Below are 26558 nucleotides of genomic sequence, written 5' to 3' on the forward strand. Positions count from 1 at the left end.
TATGATTATAAAAAGGTGCTTAACCAGTGTTGGGCACACAGGCCATTCGCGATATCGCCCGATAGCAGGACGCACCTTCATCCTTTGGTAGGAGACGCCATGTACTCGCTGCTAGTGGCAGATGACCATCCACTGTTCCGCGATGCACTTCACGCAGTTATTAGCGCGGGGCTAGCTGATACCCAGTTGTTGGAAGCCAATGATTTGGCGACCGCCATCCGCACCATAGAGGCCCATGACGAGCTGGATTTACTGTTACTGGATTTGAGCCTTCCCGATGCGGATGGTTTAGAGGGACTGAAAACACTGCGAGACACCTTTCCCTGGCTTCCCGTTGCCATCGTTTCCGCTCACCAGGAGCGGCAACTGGTACTGGATGCCATCGCGATGGGTGCAGTCGGGTATATCCCTAAATCGACTCCCAGGGAGCAGTTACTCGTTGCACTAACCCAGATCCTACAGGGACAGCTCTATCTGCCAGCAGACATAATGCGTCGCCCATCCGCTCAATCTGAACCGCATGTAGACAAGCTTCCACCCGAGACAAGCCGTGGACGACTGGCAAGCTTAACCGACAAGCAGTTGGATGTTTTGGACTGCATGGCCCAGGGGATGTCCAACAAGCATATCGCCCGGGAGCTTTCAATTGCCGAAACAACGGTCAAAACCCATGTGTCGGCTATTTTGCGCAAGCTGGAAGCCACTAGCCGGGTTCATGCCATTGTGATTGCCAATAAACAGGATTTGGGTGTCTACCTTGCCCAGCGCCACTCTTCTTAGCGGCTTTTCAGCAGTGTTGCCAGCAGCATCTTTAAGCGAAGGGGCTTAAGAGGTTTCAGCAGGCAGTGCATATCGGCTTCCCGGATGGTGCGCTTAAGCGCCGCCTCGTGGTTGGCGGTTATCACCACCGCTGCAAGCCTTGGATAACGGTGCCGTAGCCTGGCGGCTAACTCCACGCCGCTTTCCCGTTCTTCACCAAGATGATAATCCACCAGCAGTACCGCCGGAGGTTCGCCATCGCTGGCCGCTTCCAAAGCACTAGCAGTAGCGGCAGCGCGTACCCGGCACCCCCAGCTTCCCAGCAACGCCTGCATACCTTCGATAGTGGCGGGGTCGTCATCAATGACCCATACCACACACCCCTGCAGCGGACCATGCTCCCATTCATTGAAAGGCACTGGCCGTGAGTTGGTGATTCGAGGCGCAGTCGTGGGGGCCGCATAAGGTACGAGAATAGAAAAGAGCGAACCACGCCCCAACTGCGAGGTCAGCGTAACCGGATGAGCCAGCATGGTGCTAATGCGATCGACAATGGCGAGCCCTAACCCCAGCCCGCGGCTTTGGTTTCCCTGGGGCTGGCTCGCCCGGCGGAACTCGAGAAAAATCGCCCGACGCTGGGGCTCCGGAATACCCGGTCCCGTATCACCAACCATGATTTCCAGGCCATTTGAGCGCCGCCGACAACCCAACAGCAGGTGGCCGTGTTCGGTATAGCGCACGGCATTGCTTAGGAAATTGCGGATCACCCGCGCCAGTAGCGCTAGATCTGACTCCACCAGCGCACTTGAAGGCACATAATGCAGCGTAAGCCCACGTACCGCCGCCACCTGTCGATACTCTTCCGCCAGCGCATCCAGTAGGGTGCTAACCGCAAAGGGCGCCTTGTCAGCATGGAGTACACCCGCGTCCAGGCGTGAAATATCCACCAGCGTACCTATCAACCCTTCTACATCTTTGAGTGAACGCCCAATATGCCCTACTAATGCTTGCGAGGCTTCCGGCAAGGTATGGGTTTCCAGCGCACTGGCAAACAACCGTGCAGCGTTTAGCGGCTGCAGTAAATCGTGACTGACAGCAGCCAAAAATTTGGTTTTCGAAAGATTGGCCGCTTCCGCCTCTGCATTAGCTGCCCGCAACCGGGTATTAACCTGGTTTAACTCATCCAGGGTGCGATGCAGGGCATCGGTGCGCTCACGCACTTGCTCGGCAAGTAGCACCGAGCGCTCGAAAGCGGCATAGGGAGCACTGTCGGGGCTTCCTCCTGACTCCACCCGCTCCATCAGCGCCTGGCAAATTTTACGCAAGCGACGATTTTCTTCGCGCAACGCAGCATGATCGGCCGTTGTTTCGTCGCTATCCGCTGCCAGTTGGAAGAGCGCCAAAGGCCACCCCCGTAAAGGTTTGATTGACGTGCATCCCGTGATGCTGTTCTCCGTAGGTATTAAACCCTACCACCCGGGATTGGCGCAGTAATACTGACGCCTGATCAATTTGCTGCATGGACTCCAGCGCCAGGCGGCGCAGAAAACAGTCGCAGCCAATAATCATGGCAGTGGCACCTAATCGCTGCTGCACCCTTGATAACATCGATTCAAGATTGGACAGTAGCGGCGTGGGCCGCATCGCGGTTAACACGATACCGGTTTCCACGGCGCAGTAAAAACTCAGGCTGCCGTCGTCGTTCACCCGCTGGATTGAGCGAATATAGTGTTGTCCGCAAAGGTGCACTGCCAGTGGATGCTGGGCAAATACTTGCGGGGTTAGCGCCTCTACCGAGCAACCCACCAGCGCAGCATATACCTCGGCGGCAGGTAGCCCATTTAATTCCAGCACCCGCCGCTGCTCACGATCAACGTCGGTAACCACTAACTTATGGGCTAAGGGTTCAAGATGGTGGGTAGAGAACACTTCGAACGGCAGCCGGGTATTCAGCATAATGACCACGGCTGAATGGGTGTGAAAGCGCCTGTCCGCATAGACATGGGTATGGGTTAAGTGATTGTCATCCCCTGCTGAACCGCCAAAACTGGGAATACGGCCAAGAGCAGCATCCAGCGTAGCCAATACCTGTTCTTCTCGGCTGGATAAGCCATCCAGCAGGGTCAACACAAAGCTGTGTTCATTCACAGGCGCCAGGGCCTGTTGGCGGCAACGCTCCAATAAGCCATCAACCAACGGCTGCGCGCGGGTCAGGTCAAAGTGATCAAGGTCATCCACCAGTGCCGTTTCCACGGCGAAGACGCGTCGATCAAAGCCAATGGCCACCACCGCCCCCCGATCATAGCCCTGGGGCGTAATCTCACCGGCGGTGGTACAACCACTCATGGCAATATCACCAAACGCATTACCCAGCGCTTCAGCCAAGGCTGCCAACGGATACTCGGCGCTGCAGAAGAACAGCACAAACCCCAATTGCTCATGGCACAACGCGTTGGCCAGTGCTGTTGCCGCATGCTCCGGTTCGGGATGGTTGCTGGCCGCCGTTAGCAGCCCGCTAACTCTGAAGGAATCCATCACGCTGGTCACGTTGCCACTTCTCCAATGCTGCGTAAGTACGGGCAGCGGATTGGCGCAGCGCACTGAACGCGTCATCTATTTGGCAGGGAGAGTGCGTTTGCGCCACTAATAACTCAAGACGCTTTGCTTGCTCTGCCAACTGCTCCGCTCCCACGCTAAGCGATTCGCCTCTTAGCTGATGGGCTAAGCGCACCACTTGCTGTAACTGTGCCTCTGTTAACTCACGGGAGTCGGATAAGTAAGCGCCAAGCTGCGCGGAGTAATCACTTACTTGCTGATGATAGAGCATAATCAGCTGCGTAACGCTCTCATCACCTAAGGTGCTGCTCAGGGTATTTAGCGTTTGGCTGTTTAACAGCGGTCGCTCCTCAGTGGTTTCTTTCTCATGAGGCGGCACCGGTAACAACGAGCGTTGCGAGGTAGAGCAAAGGTTCAGCGATAGCACGTTACTTAACGAGAGCAGTGACAAGGGCTTGGTAATATAATCGTTCATGCCCGCCGCCAAACAGCGAGTCCTATCATCCTCTACACCGCCTGCTGTCATGGCAACAATGGGAACCCTAGCCAGCCAACCGCCCTTCTCGCGTAGCTTTTTGGTAACGGTGACACCGTCTATATCCGGCAGTTGAATGTCCATAAAAATGAGGTGTACCTGCTGGGTCTGCACCATGTTCAGTGCATCGCTGCCATTTTCGGCACACACCACGTCGCACCCCAGGCGGGACAACAGTCCAATCGCTACCTTACGGTTAACCGCGTTGTCTTCCACCAGCAGTAACGACGTTCCGGCAAAATCACGAGCGGGTTCAGCAGGCAGCGGTGTGCTTATCGGATTAGCTTCGATCAGTGGCAGCTCACACCAGAATGTGCTGCCCTGCCCCGGTGTGCTCGTCACCCCCAGGCGACCTTGCATGGCTTCACTTAAGCGCTTACAAATCGCCAGCCCCAGCCCTGTACCACCAAACCGCCGGGCAACGCTTTCATCCGCCTGCTGGAATGGCTCAAACAGCGTCGCCTGCTGCTCTTTGTTTAACCCACAGCCTGTATCGCTAACCTCAAAGGTAAGCTGCCCTATGCTGGAATAAAGCCGCAGACTAACCTCTCCGTGGTCAGTGAACTTAATGGCATTGGCAATGAGATTGAGCAGAATCTGCCGGAGTCTACCAGCATCAATCATCACCCATGGGGGTACCAGAGGGTCAATATGCAGCGACAGCCGAAGCCCCTTCTCCTGGGCACGTGGTTCAAACAGCGCCATGACACTATCTACCAGAGGCTTTAAAGCAGTGGGAGAGGTGTCTAATGTTAAGTGTCCTGCCTCGATTTTAGAGAAGTCGAGGATCTCATTAATCATTGCCAATAGCTGGTTGGCGCTATCGTGAATAGTCCGCGCGTAATCTTCTACCTGAGAGAGACTGACCGGCTCACGGAGCAGCTCACTCATACCAATGACCCCATTTAGGGGTGTGCGGATTTCATGGCTTACCATTGCCAGAAAGTCGGACTTGGCATGGTTGGCCGCCTGAGCCTGCCTAGCAGTCACTTCCAGTTGGCGGCTTAGCTGCTCCTGTTCCCGTCGCGCTGCCGCGCTCTCGCGCATTTCACGTACCAAAAACACAATCACTAACAGTACTGCCAGACTCATCCCGATGATTAACGACATCAACAACTTATACAGCGTACTCAGTAGCGCACGCTCTTCAGTGGCAGACTCCGCCAAATATCCATTAATGGCAATAACAAAGCGTTCGGTGAGCCTGGCAAGCACTTGTAGCTCTGTTTCCAGCTCGGTAATCGGCAATTGAGTGACGGATTCATGGGGTTCAAACATAGGATCCAGCGTGTCCAACTGTTGCTGGATTTGGTTAAGCAGTTCTCTTGCAGCACTAATACTTTGCAAAAGCGAGCTTACCTCTCCCTCTTTAAGCAAGGTAATACGGCTATACAGCAGTTCAAAACGGAGATTTAGCTCGTCCTGCATGACGGGCGAGAGTGGGCCCCGCGTTGCAGCCAGCAGATGATTAAGCAATTGGACCGTGTCGCGGTCCAGTTTGTACACCACCCACGCCGTATCTTCCCGCAGGCTTTGGGTCAGGTTGTCTTGACGCCATGCAGCAAGTGCTGCCACCACCAACGCCGCTGCGAACAGCAGCACAGTAATCATAGCGACTAACTTAAACCGGCGCGGATATCGAAGCAGCCGGGTAGCATTGGCACTCGATTCACTAACGGACATTAATTTCCATAACCTGCCAAACGGCTCTAAAACGCATTTTCTCGCTTAACAGTGCCTCATCCTGATCAAAGGGATAAAGTACCCACAGCGGGCCATACTCGCGGATGGGGATTGCCCTCTCATCACGTGCAAGCGCCAAAATCACCTCGTAGTCGTAAAAATCGCTGAACGGTATCTCTGCTTCATAGCCATTCAGGGCCAGGACATGAACAGCTTCACCCTCGGCGCCTAAGTGCTCAAGCAGTATGCGCATCAATGGGCCACTGTAATGACTGCTTCCCTCGGTCCATGGCGTCCCTGTTTCAAAGGTGTGCTGAGGCAGCGCTTTGAGCATATCGCGGTCGAAATGTGCTTCTTCACCAACGTTAGTGTACGCAATGTCGCCCTTAATATTTAATATGACAGGTCCATCAGGTACCTCTAATGCTAATGTATCAGCCAGCCCCGCCAAGGGAGTGCTGAACGCCAGCACAATTCCCCCCAATAACAACGCTTTCACAGGTATCACCTCATAGCACAGCACCCAGTTAACAACTCCGAAGGATACCTAGGGAGAATTTGCCGTGGGCAATAAAAAAGAGATAGCGTTAAGGGTACGCCATCTCTTTTCCCGGGTCAGTCCAATTACGCTTTTTTCGTGCAATCAGCACTTACTCATACACTCCTGGGCTAAGTTTTCAGCTGTTCAACTGGCTCAAACCGTACCAGCTCTTCGTATGCATGCCAACTGGCATGCCCCAATACAGGCAGGATCAACGCCAGTCCAATATAAAAGGTCATCACTCCTACAAGCACACAACCCGTTAGAATGGCGGCCCAGAGCAGCATAGGGCGAAAATTACGTGCCACACAACGTACACTGGCTTCGATACCTTCCATGAAGGTCAAATCCTGATCCATCAAGGTAGGGATTGCGACAACACTGATTGCAAACGCACCAAATGCCAGAATCCCCCCGGCCACAGTTCCTACCGCCAGCATTCCCAAGCCTTCAGGGGTGGTTACGAGAGCGGTATATAATGTTGCCGGGCTTGGTACTTCAAAGCCAAAAAACAGTGCAAACAGCAGCGTTGCCAAGCGAATCCAGGCAAGAAAGAAGATCATCATCATAACGCCCATCATCGCCAGCTGGCCCGCGTGGGGTTTCCAGCTACCAAAGGCATCACCCAAATTGGGTACTCTCCCCCGCTCCAATGCCCGACTAATGCCGTAGGACCCCACCGCCACCAATGGGCCAATAAACATAAACCCTGCAATCATTGGTAAGAGCCAATACCAGTACCCAAGAGTGAAAGCTCCCATGGTGATTGCAATACTTAACCCAACCCAAAACATGCCATACGCCAAACTAATGGCGGTCGCACGCCTGAAGTCCTCCACCCCGGCGGCCAGCCAGGCACGGGGGCGATCCATTCCTACCTTATTAATCGTGATTTTGACATTGGGCATATCGGCATGAGCGTGTGTTTTTGTCGTTGTCGGATTCATGGCATAACTCCTGTTATGACCCTAAAGCAGCAGTGGCTTTTAAGTGTTGGTATGGTGTCTTACCATCCCCCTCAGCCAGCTGTTGAGGATAGTTCTTAAGCACCAAGGTGTAGGGTTGCCAAATGAGTTAAGTCGTTAATCCTTACTGAATGGTTTAACGTAATTTTAATGTAGTTGAGCAGTAGCCCTGCTGGTGGGATTTGGAAGCACCAGGTACAAAAAATCCCGCATTAGAGGGTTTAGCAACAATTAATTCGATGCGTTAGCAAGAATGAATATGATTACCCATAAAAAACTCCAGGCCGGAAGACCTGGAGCTGACATCAGGCACACATGCCAAGAAGGATATTTAGCGCACAATCATCACCGATGCCTTGGCATGGTGAACAACATGTTCCGCGTTAGGCCCCAATACGTAATCGACAAACTTTTTCTTGTTGTGCGACGCCATCACGATCAGGTCAATATCAATCTTCTTGCCTACCTTGATAATGGCCTCCCATGGTGAGCCGTCGACAATGATGCTTTGGGTTTTGATATCTTCAGGCACGTTATCCTGAATAAATTTATGCTGTGCTTCCTTGATAGCCTCGTGGGCTTTTTCAGAGAAGTTTTTTGGGAAATAAGCACCTACCATAGGCATCTTAAAATCCGGAAGTACAGTGACCACATGCAGTGATGCACCAAAGGTCTTGCACAACGTAATAGCGGTAGGTAGCGCCTTCTGCCATGACGCCGCTTCATTAAGGTCAACGGGTAGCAGTATTTTTTGGTACATGGTGCCCTCCATCAGGCCACTGAGGCAGTCTGCTCTTTATCACGACGACGGCGTTGCATTAACACCACCAAAGCAAAAATGGCAAAGCCTGGTATCCACATCCATTCACGAGCCCAGCGATCCACCGGCGCCTCTACTTCTATGATTTCCTGGTCAAAATCGAAACCTAGATTCTGAGCAGTGCTACCGAACTCAACAAAGTCAACGAGAGTTTGATCCCCATCCACCCAGAGTTCCATACCCAGCTGCTGCATCCGCTCTTCAGAGGTTTCACCACCAGGGACAGGAACCAGAATGTAGGTTGTCATCGGCGACCCAAAATCATCTTCCCCTGAGATTTGTACACGCAGATTACTATCAGGATCTACCGAGCCCAGCGCTTCTGCAAATTGTGCCGGCGGTATCGACTGATAAGGATCATGAATCCGGTCCATCCAGAAACCGGGGCGGAACAGCGTAAATGCCACCAGCAGAAGTAATACAGACTCATACCAACGGCTACGGGTGATCATATACCCCTGGGTTCCAGCGGCAAAGATCAGCATGGCAATGGTGGCGATGATAAATATCACTATCCCTTGAAGGAAGGAGACATCAATCAGTAACAGATCAGTGTTGAAAATGAACAGGAAGGGCAACGCTGCCGTACGCAGGCTGTAGTAGAAAGCCTGGAAACCGGTACGCAGAGGATCACCACCAGAGACAGCGGCGGCTGCGAAAGAGGCCAGACCCACTGGCGGCGTCACATCAGCCATGATACCAAAATAGAACACAAACAGGTGCACCGCGATCAGCGGAACAATCAAACCATTCTGCTGGCCCAGCAGCACGATAACAGGAGCCATCAGCGCCGATACGACGATATAGTTAGCCGTTGTAGGCAGTCCCATCCCCAGAATCAAACTGAGAATAGCTGTCAGTAGCAGAATCATCATCAGGTTGCCGCCGGACAGAATTTCCACCACGTCCGCCAGCACCAGGCCTACACCAGTTTGGGATACCGCTCCCACGACAATGCCCGCCGTCGCCGTTGCGATGCCAATACCGATCATATTGCGCGCACCACTCACCAAGCCATCCCATAGATCCTGAACACCCTGTCGAATATCAACGGCAACGCGGCTCCTCCCGCGGAAAACAGCGGTAATCGGATGCTGGGTCAACATGATAAAAATCATGAACATGGTCGCCCAAAAAGCGGATAACCCCGGTGAGAGACGCTCAACCATCAAGCACCAGACCAGCACAATAACAGGCAATATATAGTGCAGACCCACCATCACCGTTGGCCGCGTCTGGGGTAGTTTTACAACGGAAGAGCTTGGATCATCCAACTCAAGCTCAGGATAGTTAGAGCTAACTTTTAGCAACCCTACATAGATAACGACCAACGCTGCCGCAATCACCCAGGAAGCAGCATCTCCCAACAAGGGTTTCAACCAGCCCAAGCCATAATAAATGGCAAACGAGAGGGCCATGAGCAGGATGATACCTGTCAGGAAACCCAGCACCTTATTAAGCAGCGGGCGCACCGGATTGCTCGATGGCAGCCCTTTCATATTGGCCTTGAGGGCCTCAAGATGCACGATATAAAGGAGTGCAATGTAAGAAATAATCGCAGGAAGGAAGGCATGTTTAATCACTTCCACATAGGGAATACCGACATACTCCACCATCAGGAAAGCGGCAGCCCCCATTACCGGCGGCATAATCTGACCATTAACGGAAGAGGCAACCTCTACAGCCCCTGCCTTTTCGGCACTAAAACCTACCCGCTTCATCATTGGGATAGTGAAGGTACCGGTCGTCACCGTATTGGCAATAGAAGAACCTGAAATGAGGCCTGTCATCCCGGATGCAACCACGGCAGCCTTGGCTGGCCCACCCCGGTAGTGGCCCAGCAAAGAGAACGCAACCTTAATAAAGTAGTTACCTGCACCCGCCTTATCCAACAGGGCACCAAACAGCACAAACAAAAACACAAAACTGGTGGAGACCCCCAGTGCAATACCAAACACACCCTGCGTGCCCAGCCACTGGTGATTAACCAAGCCTCCCAGGCTTACTCCCCGGTGCGCAAGGATGCCTGGCATATAGGGACCAAACAGCGAATAAGCAATGAATATCGCGGCAACCACCATCAGCGGAGGGCCCAGTGCACGGCGAGTGGCTTCCAGCAGCACCAGGATACCCACTACCCCTACCACGATATCCTGAGTGATAGGACGCCCAGGGCGCTGGGCCAATTCGCTGTAAAACATAAACAAATAAGCACCGCAGAAGGCACCCACTGCTGCCAGCAACCAGTCTTGCAAGGGGATACGATCACGGGGGGAGCGCTTCAGGGCTGGATAGGCCATGAAAGCAAGAAAAAGTGCAAACGCCAGGTGTATCGAGCGCGCCTCAGTGGCGCTGAAAACACCAAATCTCATCATGTAGGGAAGTGGTGAAGCAATCCATAGCTGAAACAGCGACCAGGCAGCTGCGATACTCACTAGCAGTTTACCGGGTACACCCAGGGGTTTCCTTGCCCCTGTATCGCTGGATGCGACCATATCCTCCAGGTCGTTCTCAGCAGCTGCCGAGGAAAGTTTGTCATCACGCATACGCTTGCCCTGTCTAATAGTCAGCGCTGACAATCAGCGCTTTCAACAAGAAGCGCGGGCACACAAGATGCCCGCGCTTTAAAACTCAACAGCGACGCCACCTGCCTTTTGCAAACAGCAACGCTTTCTTAACGATTACTCGATCCAGCCACGCTCCCGGTAGTAACGCGCAGCGCCGTCGTGCAGCGGTGCCGTCAGACCGTCAGCGATCATGTCTTCTTCGTTCAGATTTTCAAACGCCGGATGCAGGCGCTTGAAGCGGTCGAAGTTTTCGAAAACTGATTTCACTGTTTCGTAAATAACATCTTCGTCAACCGCTGTGGAAGACACAAACGTTGCCGCGACACCAAAGGTTTCGACATCTTCATCGTTGCCACGGTACAAGCCACCCGGAATCACAGAGCGGGTGTAGTAGGGATACTCTTCGATCAAACCATCGATTTCATCACCGGTAACCGATACCAGGCGCGCATCAATCGTGGTGGTCGCTTCCTGGATAGAACCATTCGGATGGCCTACCACGTACACCATGGCATCGATGTTGTTGTCAGACAGTGCCGCTGCCTGCTCTGCTGCATCCAGCTGAGATGCCAGAGAGAAGGTGCTCTCATCCCAACCGAAAGCATCCATCACCACATCCATGGTATTACGCTGACCAGAACCAGGGTTGCCGATGTTGACACGCTTGCCTGGGAAGTCGCTGATGCTTTCGATGCCGGAGTCCGCACGGGCAACAACAGTCAGCGGCTCACCGTGCATGGCGAAGACAGCGCGCATCTCTTCCCATGGGCCTTCTTCTTCAAAGTTGGTTTCGCCATTATAAGCGCGATACTGAACATCAGACTGTACGACGCCCATATCCAGTTCACCGCTCTTCATGCCGTTTACGTTGGCAACAGAACCACCGGTAGAGGGTGCGTTACAGCGAATGTTGTGCTCATCGCTACCGCGATTCACCATGCGACAGACCGACTGGCCCACCACATAGTAAACGCCGGTTTGACCACCAGTACCGATAGTGATGTAGCGTTCTTGAGCCACTGCCGGAGAGGCAAACGTTGCCGCTGCGATCAGCGCGCCTGAAAAAGCAGCGGATGAAAATACATGGCGTTTCATGGACACACCTCTTTATCTTGATGTTATGAGCGTTATGCGCTTTAAAACCACCTGCTGAACAGTTCCCTCAGGTGTTGAGATTTCAAAACGTTTTCAAGACAATCTGTTATAAATCTCGGCACGTACTGCCGACTGCTCCTACTTTAGCGAAAAAAAACCCGCTTGGCGAAGCACGATAGGATTTTATGCGCTACATCACCTGAGTAAAGAGTCCCTGCACAGGCCAACGGCACGCTCATGTGCCTTCCCGTTGGTTTGCCCGGATAGCAGCGTAGAGCTTAGTTTAGCGCCACGTAACGTTTAGTAACCGTTAACGACCATACCGCTTTGGCATAGGCCATAGCGATTAGTACAATATAAGGGACAATATGTCTGTGATCGTTAAGCCTGATGCATGCAACCACCGCGCTATGCCAGGAAAATGCCACTACCTGGGGCAAGGGCAAACAAGGCAAGCAGCACTTACTCAAAAGTTGTGCGCACACAGAGCTGTTCGAAAACTGCCATGCCGCCCTCACAGCCCGCTCAATTGCCTGCCGCCTGTGATGTATGCCAAGGGGCGGCATAATGTGGGGAGTTTCATTAAGCGAGTGGTGCTAATCCAGGGGGAAGATTCACTGGGGATTACCCCTTCCACAAATAACACCTTGAAAATCAACACCCACTCGACTTGCCTAGGTAGGAGTACTCCTCAAATGACAGAGCGATACGTTAGCTACGCCACCACTACCCAAGTTTCGGTACGATGCGATAAGTTCATTTAATTATTAGCTTGTCTCCGAGTCGCTTAGCAAGGTCAGCTCTTCTTCAATACGGATATCTTCTACAATAGCTCCTTTGTGCATAGCAATTATACGCTTTGCAAATGCAACGGTTTCGCGACGATGGGCGATGGTTAACCTTGTCATTTTAGCGATGTTCAATGCTTGAACAACGTGCTGCTCACTATGTAAATCTAGATGGCTAGTTGCTTCGTCCAAGGCTAGAATGCTAGGCTTTTTATAAAGCGCCCTGGCTAGAAGTACCCTTTGCTTTTGCCCCCCTGATAACCCACTCCCCATTTCAGCAATCAGCGTTTGATAGCCCATTGGCATATTAATAATAGTTTTATGAATGTGAGCTATATTTGCAGCTGTTTCTATGCGCTCTTGATTTGACTCAGGATCAAAGCAAGCAATATTTTCAGCTAGTGAACCAGCCATTAGCTGGTCTTCTTGCATAACGGCACCGATTAAATCGCGTACAGCCCTAGCTCCTAACTGACGAGTGGAGACTCCACCTATAAGAATCTCTCCTTCAGTAGGCTTTAAGAGGCCTAAAATTAATTTAAATAGCGTACTTTTTCCTGAACCAGAGCGACCTACTATTGCAACAGAGTCGCCTGCATCAATCATGAAGGAAATGTTCTTCAATACCCATGGTTCTCCTTCAGCGTAACGATAGGATACATCTCTAAATTCTATTTTTGGCTCTAAACGGCATAGGTCAGTTTCGGAGGTAGGCTCCTCTTCAGGTGTTTCCAGTGCAATATCAGCTAGACGTTCAGCATGTAAAGAGAGCATTTTTATTTGCAATCCCATATCTATCAACTGACTAGCACGCGAAGTAAACTGGCTCTTATAAGCTATGAAAGCTAGTAGCATACCAAGTGAAAGCGATCCTTCTAATACTGAAACACCACCCCAGTAAAGCAAGAACATACTTTCCAAACCAAATATTAACGTATTTAGACTCGCGAATATCAAAATCATTTTTTGAGTAGCAACGTCTCTATTTTGAACATCAGCCATCATATTTTGCCAATTCGATAGTCGTATTGATGAGTGATTAAAAAGTTTTAATGGTACAATGGCCCTTAAAGTTTCAAGAAAATAAGCATTCTCTCTTGATGATAAAACAATTCTTTCTTCTGATGCATTACGCAATGGATGATAGAAAACGACTCTCAAAACCATGTATAAAGCAAGTGCCACTAACACAATCATTGTTAAAAAATGGCTGTAAAGCAACATCATCCCGAAAGTAATTATTGCCACTATCCCATCTAAAACAATCATGACTGCACCATTCGAGAAAACTTGTCGAATAGCAGAAAGTGATTGAAATCTAGACGTGATATCTCCCAAATGACGCCTTTCAAAAAAAGGCCAAGGCAAATTTACTAGGTGGCGCATTAAGTTTGAAGACCACTGTAAAGATAGCTGCTGGTTTAAGCGAAGCCCCATCCAACCACGCGCCATCTTAAGAAAAAAATCAATTAATAAAAGTAGCCCACCGCCTAAAACAGCTAATAGCAATAGGTCATAGTCAGCTGATACTAAAGCCCCATCCACTACCCACTGAGTAACTTGAGGTGTCAATAAAGCAACCATTTCAATCGCAACTGCAATAGCAAAAATGTTGATTAATGCTCGCTTGAAACCTACAGCTCTGCCAACTAAATCTCGCAGCTGAATTTTAGGCTTTAATTTTGCTGGAACAAAGTCAGCATTTGGGACTAACTCTAAAGCTACCCCTGTGAAGTGTGGGGATGCATCATCGACTGTAATCTTACGATCCCCCACAGCAGGATCCAGCAAATGCAGCACATTGTTAACGACTTTCTTGAGGACTACAAAATGATTCATGTCCCAATGTAAAATACAAGGACATCTTAAATTTTTAATTTCGTCAAGATCCAGCCTTAAAGAACGAGAAGAGAAATTCAAGTCATGTGAGTACTTAATTAACTGTGAAAGATTTGCGCCTTTAAGAGAGACTGAGAACCTTCTCCTCAGACTTAAAAGATCATGGTGCAAGCCATGATAATTAGAAATCATTGCAAGACAAGCCAAACTACACTCTTGACTCTCAGACTGAAGTATTAATTTCATCAAAAATACATAATAGATAATTTATAATAAAAGGCTGGCTATAAAACCAGCCTCTACTTTAAAATATTAATCAACAAGTTCTATAACATCATTTATGCCTAGCTCAAAAAGCAAAGCATTTACCTTTCTTTTAGAGTTTCCATCAAAACTTTCCGCAACGTCAGCAACTGTGCACAAACCTTTATCAAAAACGCTTTTAATAAGATCACCACTTACACTATCAATGTTAATTCTATTTCCATTAATCACTACAAAGCCTTCAGAGAAAAATGGCAACGTATTTGCGTTAACTTTTATTTTTTGTGATTCACTCAGAACTCTGACGTCACTATTTCCGAGCACATCCAGCGAAAGCTTAGAGTCAACTCTTTGCTGGCCCAAATAGTCACACATAAATCTTTCATAAACACTCTTATCATCGAGAGAATCACTAATTGAATTTTTAATAGCAATTAGACTTTCTTTATCATTCTCATAATTATGAAAATTTTTGCGACAGGCCTCTATTTCTGGCATAAAATTCATTAACCATTTTAAAAAATCAAACCCCGTTGGTGCAAATGTACCCACAGCTAGATGAAACGTTTCCTCTCCTACAGGGATGGGGTTATGCCACCATCCTCTTGGGATATATAATATATCACCTGGTTCAATGACTATATCCATATAAACTTCTTCGGGTTCATCAATGTCAGGCATATCTTTTGCTTGTTGCATATACAAAGGAAGATCAAAACTAGGAGTCTTTAGTATCCAGCGCTTCCTACCGAAAAGCTGCACTGCAAAAACATCCCTTGTGTCCCAATGGCTTTTATATGACGACTTTGAGCTAAAAGCAGCGTAACCACTAGTAATCGTCTGTGCGCTAGCATAATTCGCAATCTGATGCACTAAATGACTTATCTTGGGTTCGTTTTTAATCCGATTATAAACGAGAGTAGCCCCCTTTCTCATATAGTCGTAGATTACAGGCTTTACATAACGATACTCTAATCTACCTACGTTCATATATGATTCCAGATATTCCCTTTTTGGAACTTCATAGCCATTCATTAATTTGAACGTTCTATCTGAAGCATCTGCCCTCTCATATATTTCGTTGACATCACTCCATGCCATATCAATATCAGCTATCGCTTTTTTGAATAGATAAGGCTTTTTATACAAACACTCTTTAAAAAATACTTCTTTTTTTAAACCAAAGTCAATATTCATATCACCCTCATTAATCTCAATCACATTGATTCAAAAATCATCACTTGAATTAAAAAAACCTGATTCTCTCATATCTTTCTTAACTATTATACACAGAAGAATAAGCATTAGACCTGATATAAAAACTGCTCTACCATCTCCTGTACTTCCAAAAAACTCTTGATAAAAAGATAGCAACACAGCAAAAGATGCCATTGACAGCAATGTATAGTAAGTCACAAAACACAAAAACTTAAATCTAAATATATTGATTTTTCCCATTTTTACAAAACCTCTCTAAATTTCAACCATATAATTCATGGCAATAGCAATACTATCACCATGAATTACTCATAATTACTTAATAGTCTGTACCATCCCCACAGTAGTCATTGCCATCTTCTTGTGAATTTTGATACCAATCATAAGCACCAGCAGCCGCACCTACCGCTGCCCCAATAGCCATCCCGTAAACCCCACCCCGCGTTACACCAGACGCAGCACCTTTAGCCACAGCTTTACCAATCACTGTTCCCGCTCCATACCCTGCCGTACCACCAGTCGCAGTTGCAGTCACTGTATTTGAGGCATCACCTGCTCCAGAAACAATATCCAATTCTGTCAAAGTTAACTCACGCATAATAACTCCTAAATTTATAATAAAAATTAAAACTTAATCACTTAATACATTATTGTGAAAAAATTTCAATAGGTTCATATATAGGCAAATACCGCTTAATCACTTCATTAATTTCATAGGAAGTTAATTCTGATAGACGCCTCCTTTGTTCAATTACTTGACTCACTGTTACATCTTTTTCAAGCTGTCGATGTATAAAATCAACCAGAGAACGATCATTATCCAGAGCGACACCAGCACTCTGTAGAAGCATCGTTTTACTCCATTCAACTTCCTCTGGAGCCACACCATCCTCTATAAAGCGTTCAACCTCTGACCGGATGATATCTAAAAACTTTTCTTTCTCACCTAATGGATAGTGACTCTGTATAGTGATCCGGCTCTCATTCCCATACGACGGAATATGTGCTGAAGCTCTGGCATTGTAAGTCATGCCTTCCTGTTCTCTTAAGCGACGGCCTAATCGTGAATTGAGCGGGTCACCACCTAGAATATGAGTTGCCACCAATAAAGGCGCAGCATCGTCAGAATCCATCGTCAGCGGGAAGTAAAAACGCCTTAAATAATGCCCTGTAGTCGTGGCATCAGCTTCTACATGCAGGTTTGCTGAATCTCTATCAGTATGCAGACGTATTGGTCGCTTATGCTCTACTTGGCTACTCCAATCGCCAAATAGCGCTTCTAGGTGCGTCAATATTGCAGCTGAGTCAATGCCACCCATGATAGTGAGCTTGCCATTGGCTGCCCCGTAAAAGGTTTCATGAAACTCACGGATATCGCGTAATGTGGTAGCTTCAATTGCGGCCTGCATAGCCTCAGGCATCAGTCGGCGACGAATATCATCAGGCTCAAGCGGTGAATCGGTATAGTCTCTAAGCTCACGACGCGCTACTTGCACTGGCCGCTGATCAATTGTTTGCGAAGCGCTAATTAATTGCCGTTTAACAATATCGAACTCTTCCTGGCTCAGTGCTGGTGTTTTCAATATATCGGCCAAAAGCGCCAACAATGGCTCTATGCTTTCCCTGGGACTTTCAAAACGAACCCTCAACACGTCGCCGTTGGGGATGATTGAGACACTTGCCCCCAACTCATTGACCTGGTCAACGACTTCTTGGTAGCTTGCAGAGTGAGTCCCTCGTATTAGCTGCGTACCTAGAATATCTGTAACGGCATGCAGCCCTCTTAAACTGGCGGTATCTCCAAAGCGCAGCGTCATCACACCATGGATGCGCGCACTCTCATTTCGCGGCAATAACGCTACTTGCATACCATTACTCAACGAGTGGCGCTCGATCCTCTGCTCTATATCACTTATTTCCTGGTTGATACCTTCCAGGTCAACCTCAGATGGCTGAGGCAGCTCAAAAGAAGCATCACTCTGTTCATACCTCGGCATTCCTGTTTTCACAATATCATTCGTGCTGTTATTACCAGGGAGCAGCAGCCCCGCTACTTGCCGGTCAGCAACCAGGAAATGCTTTGCTTGGCGTTGTACTTCTTCCACTGTTCGCTCGGGCACACTTTCCCAGCCCAAAAGCAAGCGTTGCCAATCGCCTAGGACAACAGCTTCAGATAGGTACTCAGCGAGCATCTCTGAGTTGCTGGATAAGTACTCCATCGTTTGCCGTTCTACACGCAAGGCTCGCTGAAGACTCTCTGCGTTGATCGCCTGATGACCGGCAGTGACCACCGCGTTTTGCAGTTGTTCGGCTAACGCTTCCAGTGACTGTTCTGGAGCCGCTATGGCTCCAAATAAAAAATAGCCACCTTGTTCAAACGGCAAATACGTTGCGGACACCCCCTGCGCAGCACCCGGGGCTACTAACGTTTGATAAAGATAGCCATGAGGCTCGCCAGCATAGATATCAGCCAATACGGAAAGTGACCAATGTCTTTCATCTTGGGCAGGCGGCAGAGAATATCCCAGTACGACACCTGTCATGCCTCCCTGATACGATTCAACTGTTACCGGCCCTGTTATACTGGGCAAATCCAGAGAGGCACGCTCCGGCAGTGAGGAAGGCTCAAGTTTGGAAAAATGGTTCTCTATCGCATCCAAAGCCACTTCTTCTTGAAAACCGCCGGTAATAACAATAAACGCTCGATCCGGACGGTAGTGCCGATCATGAAACTGCCTGATGCTATCTTCAGTAATACGCTGCAATTCATCTGGCTGCCCCAGCACTTGCCGCCCGAAACCAGCATCAGGAGTCGCCGCCGCAAACATGCGGCTTATTAGTACGTTAAAAGGGTCTTCCTGGAAAACTTCTCGTTCTCTTGATACAATATCTACTTCCAATGCTAAGACCGTTTGATCAAAGGATAGGCTTGTCATGCGCTCAGCCTCTAAGGCCAACAGAGCATCCAGTTGGTCCGAGTTAGATTCAAGCACCGTCGTATAACGCGTACGATCAAAACTGGTGGTAGCATTAAAGGCAATACTTTGTTCTCTAAGTGCATTAATCCACTGCTCCCCTGGACGCTCCACTGTTCCCTTGAACATTAAATGCTCTAATAAATGTGCGGTGCCGCTTTTTCCCTCAGGATCAGCTAAAGAGCCGACCTGATAAATAACATTAAGAAAAATTTTATTACTGTTATCAGGAGCCAGAATCAGTCGTAACCCATTCTCAAGTTGGTAAGTTGAAATGTTATTTTCAGCACCTACGTGCCTAGAGCGATCCCCATTAGCATATACTGAAAATACGCACATAATTATAGCTAGCACTAGCTTATCAACCACCTTGTAACAAGGTAACATTTTCAATATCATGCTATTTTCTTATCTCTAATTTAGTCAAAGTTTATTGCCAATCACTTTTCCCTAGAACTGAGTAAACTGGCTCTAGCACCCACTCATAAAGTCGACGTTTGTCCTGAAGAATATCAGCCTCAAGCAACATTCCGACTTGCAGTTTTCGAGGTTCTCCATATACAGAGATATACTGAGACTCCAGGTCAATATTCACCTGGTAGAACAAATTGGAAACATCAGTTATCTCTTGTTGCAATGTAGTAGCCACATGAGCGGGAAGCTCTTGAACAGCGTAAGGGGTCATCGCAACCGAGGCAACGCTCCCTCTTGTCACGCCAAACTTCTGATAAGGATAAGCAGCGTGACGAATCAACACGTTTTGCCCTTCCTGTATAAAACCTGCTTGACGAGCACTGACATAGACATGGGCATTTAATTTCACATCATTGGGTATGAAGCTGGCTAATGGTTGTCCAACATTCACTTGCTGTCCTACATGAATATTTAAGCCCATCACCACCCCATCAAAAGGTGCCGTAACCACCTGCTCTACACCTATGCTGTTTTCTATCTGCTCCTGCCGAATAAGAGAAATATTGTTTTCAATATCTGCTAGCTCTACTCGGTGCTGTAACTCAATCTCTTGACGCTGAGCCATGACATTGACGCGTTCACGCTGTAACGTAGATTGGGAACGGCGAAGCGTTTGTTGTTGCCCTTGCAATGTAAGTAGCTCCACTTCCGCCTGCTGAAGCTCTACTACCGAGGTATAATTTGAACGCATTAACTCTCTATATCTTTCTAGCTGCGCCTCAGCTAAATCAGTACGACGCTCAATTAAATGCAACTCTGCGACTAACTGCTCTACTTCACTATCAATAGCTTGCAGCCGATTTTCGTAAGCAATTAATTGGCTGTTGAGCTTTTCATATGATAGAGATTGCTGACGCTCCAAAAGTAGTTTTCGCTGCCTCAATTGTTCTGAAATAATATTTCCTGCACCACCCGACATACCAAATCTCTCGTTTGAAATAACAAACAAAACCTCCCCAGCCTCAACTAACTGCCCCTCAACCACTCGGAGTTCTTCAAGACGTCCGGTCATATTGGTCGTTAAGCGTAACAACCCATGTTTAGGCATCAATAAACCACTTGATGTTGACTTACGGGTATAGGTGCCTAGATAGCTGTATAGCGCTACTAAAATAGAGAATACGAGCGCCAGCACTGCTGCAGCGGTATATCCCCAAGGTTGGTGGATAAGTACGCTTCCAGGTTTATGGCGTTGTGCCACCAATGCCTCTTGCCGAAATAATGACGGATTGTTGATAACGCCTCACCTTAGAAAGTGATTCTCATTTTTTTGGGATATTAAATCATTATCAATAAGAATCAAGTGCAATAATGCAATTTAATAAATGTCTTACATCCCTATAGCAAATATCTTACATCCCTATAGCAAATGTCTTACAAAACAGATGGCAGATTTCCTACAGAGATGCCCTTTCCCCCCTGGAAGGGCCAGCAAGGGTTAATGAGCGTTGGTCAATTGACGTTATTGCTGGTCAGCGATCAAATGGTTGTCGCTTACAGGTGCTTAATACAGAGGACGACTTATCACGGGAACCGTTGGGTCAGTGGTATCCGTATTGATGAGTGGATATCGGGTGCTTGCGGGCTGGGGCATGGTGAGGGAGCATCTTGGTAGGTATAAGATGCGGGGTGACAGGATAGCGGCCTGCTGTGGCTGCGCTAACGGTTACTCATGCAGTCAACACCGCCTGACTAACACAAGCCAGGCGGCTTTTTCGGCTTCCCGCAAACCATCATCACTCTGGGCGGCAGAAACCCGCCAGGGCTGGTACCGATACGCAATCCCCCACCTGAATACCGCGCTCTGCGAAGTAGCCAGCATTAACCTCAAGCGCGGCGTGGTAGGGCACGCCAGCGGGGTAAGAGGGGCACTCCCTGGGGGTAGTGGACTCGCAGGGAGGCATGGTGTTAATCGCCACAATACGCCCTTCGCCGTCAATAAACGCAATGTCCAGCGGGATCAGTGTGCGATACATCCAAAAAGCATTGCCAGCGGGCTGTTCGCTCTCAAACCTAAACAGCATGCCACGCGTTTCCGGCAGATGTTCGCGTCCCATCAGGCCACGCTGACGTTGTGAGACCGTTTCAGCCACTTCCACATCAAGGCGATGCGGGCCTTCCTTACTGTGAATGGCAAGCGACAAAGTGTTCGCCTGAGCCGGCTCAGCCGCCCAGGCGTTTAGCAGCGGTAACGGTATGGCGGCAGCCAGGGAAACGCTCAGGGAGGCCTTTAACAGTTGACGGCGAGTCAAGGTCATGACAGGTTCCTTTTGTTCTATAGCATTGCGTGCCCGCACTTCTCAGGCATCAGATGGTTCCCTTCCGCAGCGGCATGTGTGCCTGCTTCCCCGGTACCCACGCGTTACGCTTTGGCTTGCTCGGCGTGTTGCTCAGTAATCACCATGACCTTCATGGTATTGGTACCACCATGGGCATTCATATGGTCACCACGGGTCAGAATGACATGATCACCAGGCTTGGCAACCCCTTGCTTCACCAGCAGCGTGAGTGCCTGATCATTAAGCTCAATAGCACTCATTGCAGAGGTATCAAACGGCAACGAAACAACACCGCGGTAAAGCGCCATGCGCCGTTGAGCAAGTGGGTTGTGCGCAAGCCCTACAATCGGCAGCCCAGAGCGGATGCGTGAGGCAATCAACGGTGTATAACCCGATGCAGTCATGCAGGCAATGGCCACCACGCCTTTCATATGGTTGGCGGCGTACATCGCAGAGAGGGCGATGGTTTCATCCGGGCGGGTAAAGCCTTCGTGAATACGGTGACCAGACTCCTGGGCTACGCGCTCACGCTCTGCGCCCAGGCACACCCTGGCCATGGCTTCCACGGTTTCTAATGGGTAATCACCTGCAGCGGTTTCTGCCGAGAGCATCACGGCGTCGCTGCCATCCAGCACTGCGTTGGCAACGTCAAATACCTCGGCACGCGTGGGTAGCGGTGCTGAGATCATACTTTCCATCATTTGGGTGGCGGTAATCACTGCACGATTTAACGAGCGCGCCCGCTTGATCATGCGTTTCTGCACACCTACCAGTTTGGCATCACCAATCTCAACGCCCAGGTCGCCGCGGGCGACCATGACCGCTTCAGAGGCTTCAATAATACCATCCAGGGTTGCTTCATCGGCCACTGCCTCGGCACGCTCCACTTTGGCAACCAGGCCAATCTCCTTACCTGCTTCACCCAGCAGGCGGCGCGCCTCCAGCATATCGTCAGCAGAGCGCGGAAATGAAATGGCAAGATAGTCCACACCAATCTCGACGGCGGTTTTCAGGTCAGCTTTGTCTTTTTCTGTCAGCGCCGGTGCAGATAGCCCACCACCCTGCTTATTAATGCCTTTATGGTTAGAGAGCTTGCCACCCACCACCACTTGGGTGTGTACCTGTTTTCCTTCTACACGGGTGATATCCAGTACCACACGGCCATCATCCAGCAACAGGCGATCACCGGCAGCCACATCATCGGCCAGGGTTTTATAGTCGCAGCCGACGTGATGGATATCACCAGCATCGCTATCCATTGCCATATCGAGAATAAACGGCTGCCCCTCTTTGAGGATGACAGCACCCTCTTTAAAGCGGGCAATACGTATTTTGGGGCCTTGAAGATCCCCCAACGCTGCCACGCTGCGGCCCAGTTGGGCAGCTATTTCACGCACCCGTGTTAAGCGGCGCCGGTGGTCGTCGGCAGTACCATGGGAAAAATTCAAACGCACGACATCCACCCCTGCCTTCAGCATGGCTTCCAACACGCCTTCACGGTCGCTGGCAGGGCCGAGGGTAGCGACAATTTTGGTACGACGAAGGGGGATATGGGTGTTTGCGCTCATAAATTTCCTAACCAGTCATAGGGTGGAGTGTCAGCTTACCAGGATAACTCAAGCAAGATGACACTCGTATAGCTGGATAGCGCAGGTTACTCACTTAAGGTGACGGTAATATCGAGAGAATACTCTTCGCAGTTATTACCCTCGCCGCCGCGGTCAACCACTAAAAACTCACCTTCACGCTCCAGCACCGATTGAATAGCGTGCCATGTGCCTGCCCGGTAATTTACCCCTTGATGGCCATCGGTGACAAAGGCTTGTACATCTGAGGGTGAAATAGACTCGCCCGGTGGTGCCACCACAATGATAAAGCGCTCTTCGTGTAGCGGCATAAACGCCTGGCTACCTTGGGGATGGCGCTCAAGAAACGTTAAGTTCAGAGGTAATGACACCGGCTGGCTGACGAAGATATTGATCAGCGTGTGGCCATTCTCCCCGAGGGTTTCCACCTTTGCCAAGTCATGGTGGCGCTGGGTGCGCCCGGCATTAATGGGAAACGAGGCCGAGGTACGGGCATCAAGCACATCTCCAAAGGGTGCAAAGGCCTCTGGCGTTAGCGGCTTAGCGGTCAGTTCAAGCATTGTTTCAATTCCTAAAAAGTCCAGTACTCGCTGCGCAAAAACGCAGTAGTACGACCAGCTTTTAACGCGCGTTAAGGCGAAGAGCGGGATGGCGGTTGACATCTTTATATAACAGATACCGGAACGGGCCGGGGCCACCTGCATAACATGCCTGGGGGCAGAAGGCGCGTAACCACATAAAGTCGCCCGCCTCTACTTCGACCCATTGCTGGTTGAGGTGGTATACCGCTTTGCCTTCCAGAACATACAGGCCATGCTCCATAACATGGGTTTCATCAAACGGAATCACACCGCCGGGCTGGAAAGTGACGATATTCACATGCATATCGTGACGCACATCAGCAGGGTCAACAAAGCGCGTGGTTGCCCAGCGGCCTTCAGTACCCGGCATCTCAATAGGAGCAATCTCCTGCTCATTGGTAACGAACGCTTTGGGCACTTCCAGCCCTTCCACAAATTCGTAGGCTTTACGTACCCAGTGGAAACGCACCGGCTCACGGGTTTCATTACGCACTTGCCAATGGCTACCAGGGGGGATAAATGCATATCCACCAGGGCCCATGGTATGTCGCTCTCCCGACAGGGTAAGCGTTAACTCACCTTCCACAATAAACAGTACGCCTTCCGCTTGGGGGTCGATTTCGGGCTTATCGCTTCCACCTTCCGGTTGTACTTCCATAATGTATTGGGAAAAGGTTTCGGCAAAGCCAGACAGCGGGCGCGCCAGCACCCACAGCCGTGTACCTTCCCAAAATGGCAGATTGCTGGTGACGATATCGCGCATTACGCCTTTTGGGATCAGCGTGTAGGCGTTGGTAAATACCGCCCTGTCAGCGGTTAGCTGGGTTTGCGGCGGATGCCCGCCGGTAGGGGCATAATAGTTAGCCGGCTGGTGAGCTGTTGGCATTGCGTCTTCCTTAAATAGCGGGTGGCGTACTCAGCGTTGGTGACAGTACGAAAGCGCTTCGCATCTTTCTTGTATACAATATTACGCTAGACCTCGTCAGACAAACTTTAAAGCACCGCTGAAATAAACTGCTTCAGTTCTGGGGTTTGGGGATTGCTGAACAGCTCACCAGGGGCACCTGCTTCGTGAATGCGTCCCTGGTGCATAAACACCACACGATCAGCCACATCACGGGCAAATCCCATTTCATGGGTCACTAATATCAGTGTCATTCCCTCGGCAGCCAACGCCTCAAGTACCCTCAGCACCTCACCGACCAGTTCTGGATCGAGAGCCGATGTCACCTCGTCGCATAGCAGTACCTTTGGCCGCATGGCAAGGGCTCGGGCAATAGCAACACGCTGCTGTTGACCACCAGAGAGCTGGGCAGGGTAAGCGTCGTATTTATCTGCCAGCCCCACTTTGTCCAGCACTTCGCGGGCGACTTTTTCAACGTCTTTGCGCGCCTCACCACGCACCACAATAGGGGCCAGACAGACATTCTCGCCAACGGTTTTATGGGGAAACAGATTGAAGCTTTGAAACACCATACCGACGTTTTCACTCAGCTCTTTGGGCGACATGGACGCTGCATCCAACTGCTGGCCAGCAATCGTTATCTCGCCACTATCATGCTTTTCCAGCTGATTCAGGCAGCGCAGTAGTGTGCTTTTTCCAGAGCCACTGCGGCCAATAATGGCAACAACTTCCCCTTGCGTAACCTGCAGGTCGATCCCTTTGAGCACTTCCAGGTCACCAAAGGCTTTATGAACGTTATTAACGCAGACCAGCGTCATAGAGCTTTTTCTCCAAATAGCGCGCGTAGCAGGAGAGTGGATAGCACAGCGCGAAGTAAAGAAGGGCCACGAGGGCAAAAATGGTGAACGGTTCAAAGGTGGCGTTATTCAGCATCGTGCCGGCTTTGGTAAGCTCGACAAAACCAATGATGGAAGCCAGTGCCGTACCTTTGATCACCTGAACGGAAAAACCGACGGTAGGCGGAATAGAGAGTCGCAGCGCCTGGGGTAGAATCACATGGCGCATGGTTTGAAAGTAGTTCATACCCAGTACCCGGGCGGCGTGCCACTGCCCTTTGGCAACGGCTTCCAGACAGCCCCGCCAGATGTCGCACAGAAACGCACTGGTAAACAGCGTGAGTGCAATTGATGCTGCGAGCCAGGCCGAAATGGGATACCCCATTGCCGCCGCACCAAAGAAGATCAAAAACAATTGCATCAGCAGTGGTGTACCTTGAAAGAGGTCCACATACAACGCTGTTAAACGCTGTAGCCAGCGGGAGCTGGATAGCCGCATAAAGGTAAGCACCAAGCCCACCGTGGCGCCACCAATAAAGGCAATCAGCGACAGTACAATGGTCCAACGGGTTGCCAGCAGCAGGTTGCGCAAAATATCCCAGAATGTGAACTCAATCATCGTTGCTCTCCTTGCTGATAAGCGAACAGGCGTTTACCAACCAGCATAAAAGCACGCCGCATCCCAAACGCGAGCAGCAGGTAGACCAGCGTAATCAGTAAATAGACTTCAAAACTTCTAAAGTTACGGGATTGGATGAAGTTCGCAGCATAGGTCAGATCAAATACCGATATTTGCGATACCACCGCAGACCCCAGCATGACAATAATCGCCTGGCTAATCAGCGATGGATAAACCCTGGCAAAAGCAGGCACCAGGACAACGTGCCGATAGCTTTGTAGGGTGGTCATCCCCAGCGCGCGCCCGGCTTCCAACTGCCCTTGCGCGGTTGCACTGATACCCGCACGCAAAATTTCAGCGCTATAGGCCGCCAAATTAAGGGTCATCGCAATGAACGCCGCCGTGATGGCATCGATCTTGATACCCAGGCCCGGCAGACCAAAAAAGATAAAGAATAGCTGCACGATGAAAGGCGTATTGCGGGTAACTTCCACGTAGCCCCCTAACCCCCAACGCAGCCAGGGTTGCCCATTTACCCGCAAATACGCTACCGCTACCGCCAGTGCCAGCCCTGTGAAGGTGGTCACCACGGTCAATATGACCGTGGTGGTTAAACCTTGCAGCAGTTCACTGACGTAGGGCAACAGGGTCAGAAAATCGAGTGTTGGCCCCAT

General features: G+C 49.9%; 22 protein-coding genes. 1 reads left to right on the forward strand and 21 read right to left on the reverse strand.

Translation table 11 applies throughout. The features are described 5' to 3' along the window. The first annotated feature begins 99 nt into the window (after positions 1-99). A complete protein-coding gene (locus HP566_RS16130; protein ID WP_249978300.1) occupies positions 100-780 on the forward strand; it encodes a response regulator in 681 nt (226 codons plus the stop codon). On the opposite strand, the gene HP566_RS16135 is transcribed toward HP566_RS16130, so the two are convergent. From HP566_RS16135 to HP566_RS16235, 21 genes are all read right to left on the reverse strand, one after another. Next, on the reverse strand, positions 777-2162 hold the full coding sequence (locus HP566_RS16135; protein ID WP_249978301.1) for a hybrid sensor histidine kinase/response regulator: 1386 nt from the start codon (positions 2160-2162) through the stop codon (positions 777-779). The two genes, HP566_RS16130 and HP566_RS16135, sit on opposite strands and share 4 nt — an antisense overlap. Further along, positions 2134-3294, reverse strand: coding sequence for a nitric oxide-sensing protein NosP (gene nosP / locus HP566_RS16140; protein WP_249978436.1), 1161 nt, complete (start codon positions 3292-3294; stop codon positions 2134-2136). Before nosP ends, HP566_RS16135 begins: the two co-directional genes overlap by 29 nt. Then, on the reverse strand, positions 3275-5533 hold the full coding sequence (locus tag HP566_RS16145) for an ATP-binding protein (RefSeq protein WP_249978302.1): 2259 nt from the start codon (positions 5531-5533) through the stop codon (positions 3275-3277). Before HP566_RS16145 ends, nosP begins: the two co-directional genes overlap by 20 nt. Then, the gene (locus tag HP566_RS16150; protein ID WP_249978437.1) at positions 5523-6038 is read right to left on the reverse strand and encodes an oxidoreductase; all 516 of its coding nucleotides are present in this window, start codon (positions 6036-6038) and stop codon (positions 5523-5525) included. The genes HP566_RS16145 and HP566_RS16150 overlap by 11 nt, the downstream gene beginning before the upstream one ends. A 164-nt stretch (positions 6039-6202) precedes the next feature. Beyond that, positions 6203-7021: a DUF2189 domain-containing protein gene (locus tag HP566_RS16155; RefSeq protein ID WP_249978303.1), complete on the reverse strand. Its 819-nt coding sequence runs from the start codon at positions 7019-7021 to the stop codon at positions 6203-6205. Between the two features lie 349 nt (positions 7022-7370). Beyond that, positions 7371-7799: a universal stress protein gene (locus HP566_RS16160; protein ID WP_249978304.1), complete on the reverse strand. Its 429-nt coding sequence runs from the start codon at positions 7797-7799 to the stop codon at positions 7371-7373. Positions 7800-7810: 11 nt separating this feature from the next. Continuing rightward, positions 7811-10405 carry a TRAP transporter permease gene (locus HP566_RS16165; RefSeq protein ID WP_249978305.1) on the reverse strand — a complete coding sequence of 865 codons (2595 nt, stop codon included), beginning with the start codon at positions 10403-10405 and terminating at the stop codon, positions 7811-7813. 135 nt (positions 10406-10540) lie between these two features. Next, positions 10541-11521 carry a TAXI family TRAP transporter solute-binding subunit gene (locus HP566_RS16170; RefSeq protein ID WP_249978306.1) on the reverse strand — a complete coding sequence of 327 codons (981 nt, stop codon included), beginning with the start codon at positions 11519-11521 and terminating at the stop codon, positions 10541-10543. 767 nt (positions 11522-12288) lie between these two features. Then, positions 12289-14394: a peptidase domain-containing ABC transporter gene (locus HP566_RS16175; RefSeq protein ID WP_249978307.1), complete on the reverse strand. Its 2106-nt coding sequence runs from the start codon at positions 14392-14394 to the stop codon at positions 12289-12291. Positions 14395-14460: 66 nt separating this feature from the next. Next, the gene (locus tag HP566_RS16180) at positions 14461-15609 is read right to left on the reverse strand and encodes a JmjC domain-containing protein (RefSeq protein ID WP_249978308.1); all 1149 of its coding nucleotides are present in this window, start codon (positions 15607-15609) and stop codon (positions 14461-14463) included. Positions 15610-15639: 30 nt separating this feature from the next. Then, on the reverse strand, positions 15640-15870 hold the full coding sequence (locus HP566_RS16185) for a hypothetical protein (RefSeq protein ID WP_249978309.1): 231 nt from the start codon (positions 15868-15870) through the stop codon (positions 15640-15642). Positions 15871-15949: 79 nt separating this feature from the next. Next, entirely contained in the window at positions 15950-16228 is a 279-nt protein-coding gene (locus tag HP566_RS16190) for a hypothetical protein (protein ID WP_249978310.1), read from the reverse strand. 49 nt (positions 16229-16277) lie between these two features. Next, entirely contained in the window at positions 16278-19004 is a 2727-nt protein-coding gene (locus HP566_RS16195; protein WP_249978311.1) for a M16 family metallopeptidase, read from the reverse strand. A gap of 31 nt (positions 19005-19035) precedes the next feature. Continuing rightward, positions 19036-20280: an HlyD family secretion protein gene (locus HP566_RS21775; RefSeq protein WP_249978312.1), complete on the reverse strand. Its 1245-nt coding sequence runs from the start codon at positions 20278-20280 to the stop codon at positions 19036-19038. A gap of 535 nt (positions 20281-20815) precedes the next feature. After that, positions 20816-21337, reverse strand: coding sequence for a DUF192 domain-containing protein (locus tag HP566_RS16205; RefSeq protein ID WP_249978313.1), 522 nt, complete (start codon positions 21335-21337; stop codon positions 20816-20818). Between the two features lie 104 nt (positions 21338-21441). Then, positions 21442-22926, reverse strand: a complete 1485-nt coding sequence (gene pyk, locus HP566_RS16210) for a pyruvate kinase (RefSeq protein WP_249978314.1) — start codon at positions 22924-22926, stop codon at positions 21442-21444. Positions 22927-23012: 86 nt separating this feature from the next. After that, positions 23013-23504 (reverse strand): ureidoglycolate lyase, encoded by a 492-nt coding sequence (locus HP566_RS16215; RefSeq protein WP_249978315.1) that lies wholly within the window; start codon positions 23502-23504, stop codon positions 23013-23015. A 61-nt stretch (positions 23505-23565) separates the two neighbouring features. Further along, positions 23566-24411: a bifunctional allantoicase/(S)-ureidoglycine aminohydrolase gene (locus HP566_RS16220; RefSeq protein WP_249978316.1), complete on the reverse strand. Its 846-nt coding sequence runs from the start codon at positions 24409-24411 to the stop codon at positions 23566-23568. Between the two features lie 107 nt (positions 24412-24518). Beyond that, entirely contained in the window at positions 24519-25247 is a 729-nt protein-coding gene (locus HP566_RS16225) for an amino acid ABC transporter ATP-binding protein (protein ID WP_249978317.1), read from the reverse strand. Continuing rightward, positions 25228-25884, reverse strand: a complete 657-nt coding sequence (locus HP566_RS16230) for an amino acid ABC transporter permease (RefSeq protein WP_249978318.1) — start codon at positions 25882-25884, stop codon at positions 25228-25230. Before HP566_RS16230 ends, HP566_RS16225 begins: the two co-directional genes overlap by 20 nt. Beyond that, positions 25881-26558, reverse strand: coding sequence for an amino acid ABC transporter permease (locus tag HP566_RS16235; protein WP_249978319.1), 678 nt, complete (start codon positions 26556-26558; stop codon positions 25881-25883). The genes HP566_RS16230 and HP566_RS16235 overlap by 4 nt, the downstream gene beginning before the upstream one ends.

Origin of the sequence: Vreelandella olivaria (assembly GCF_023507745.1) — a bacterium.
GTDB lineage: Bacteria > Pseudomonadota > Gammaproteobacteria > Pseudomonadales > Halomonadaceae > Vreelandella > Vreelandella olivaria_A.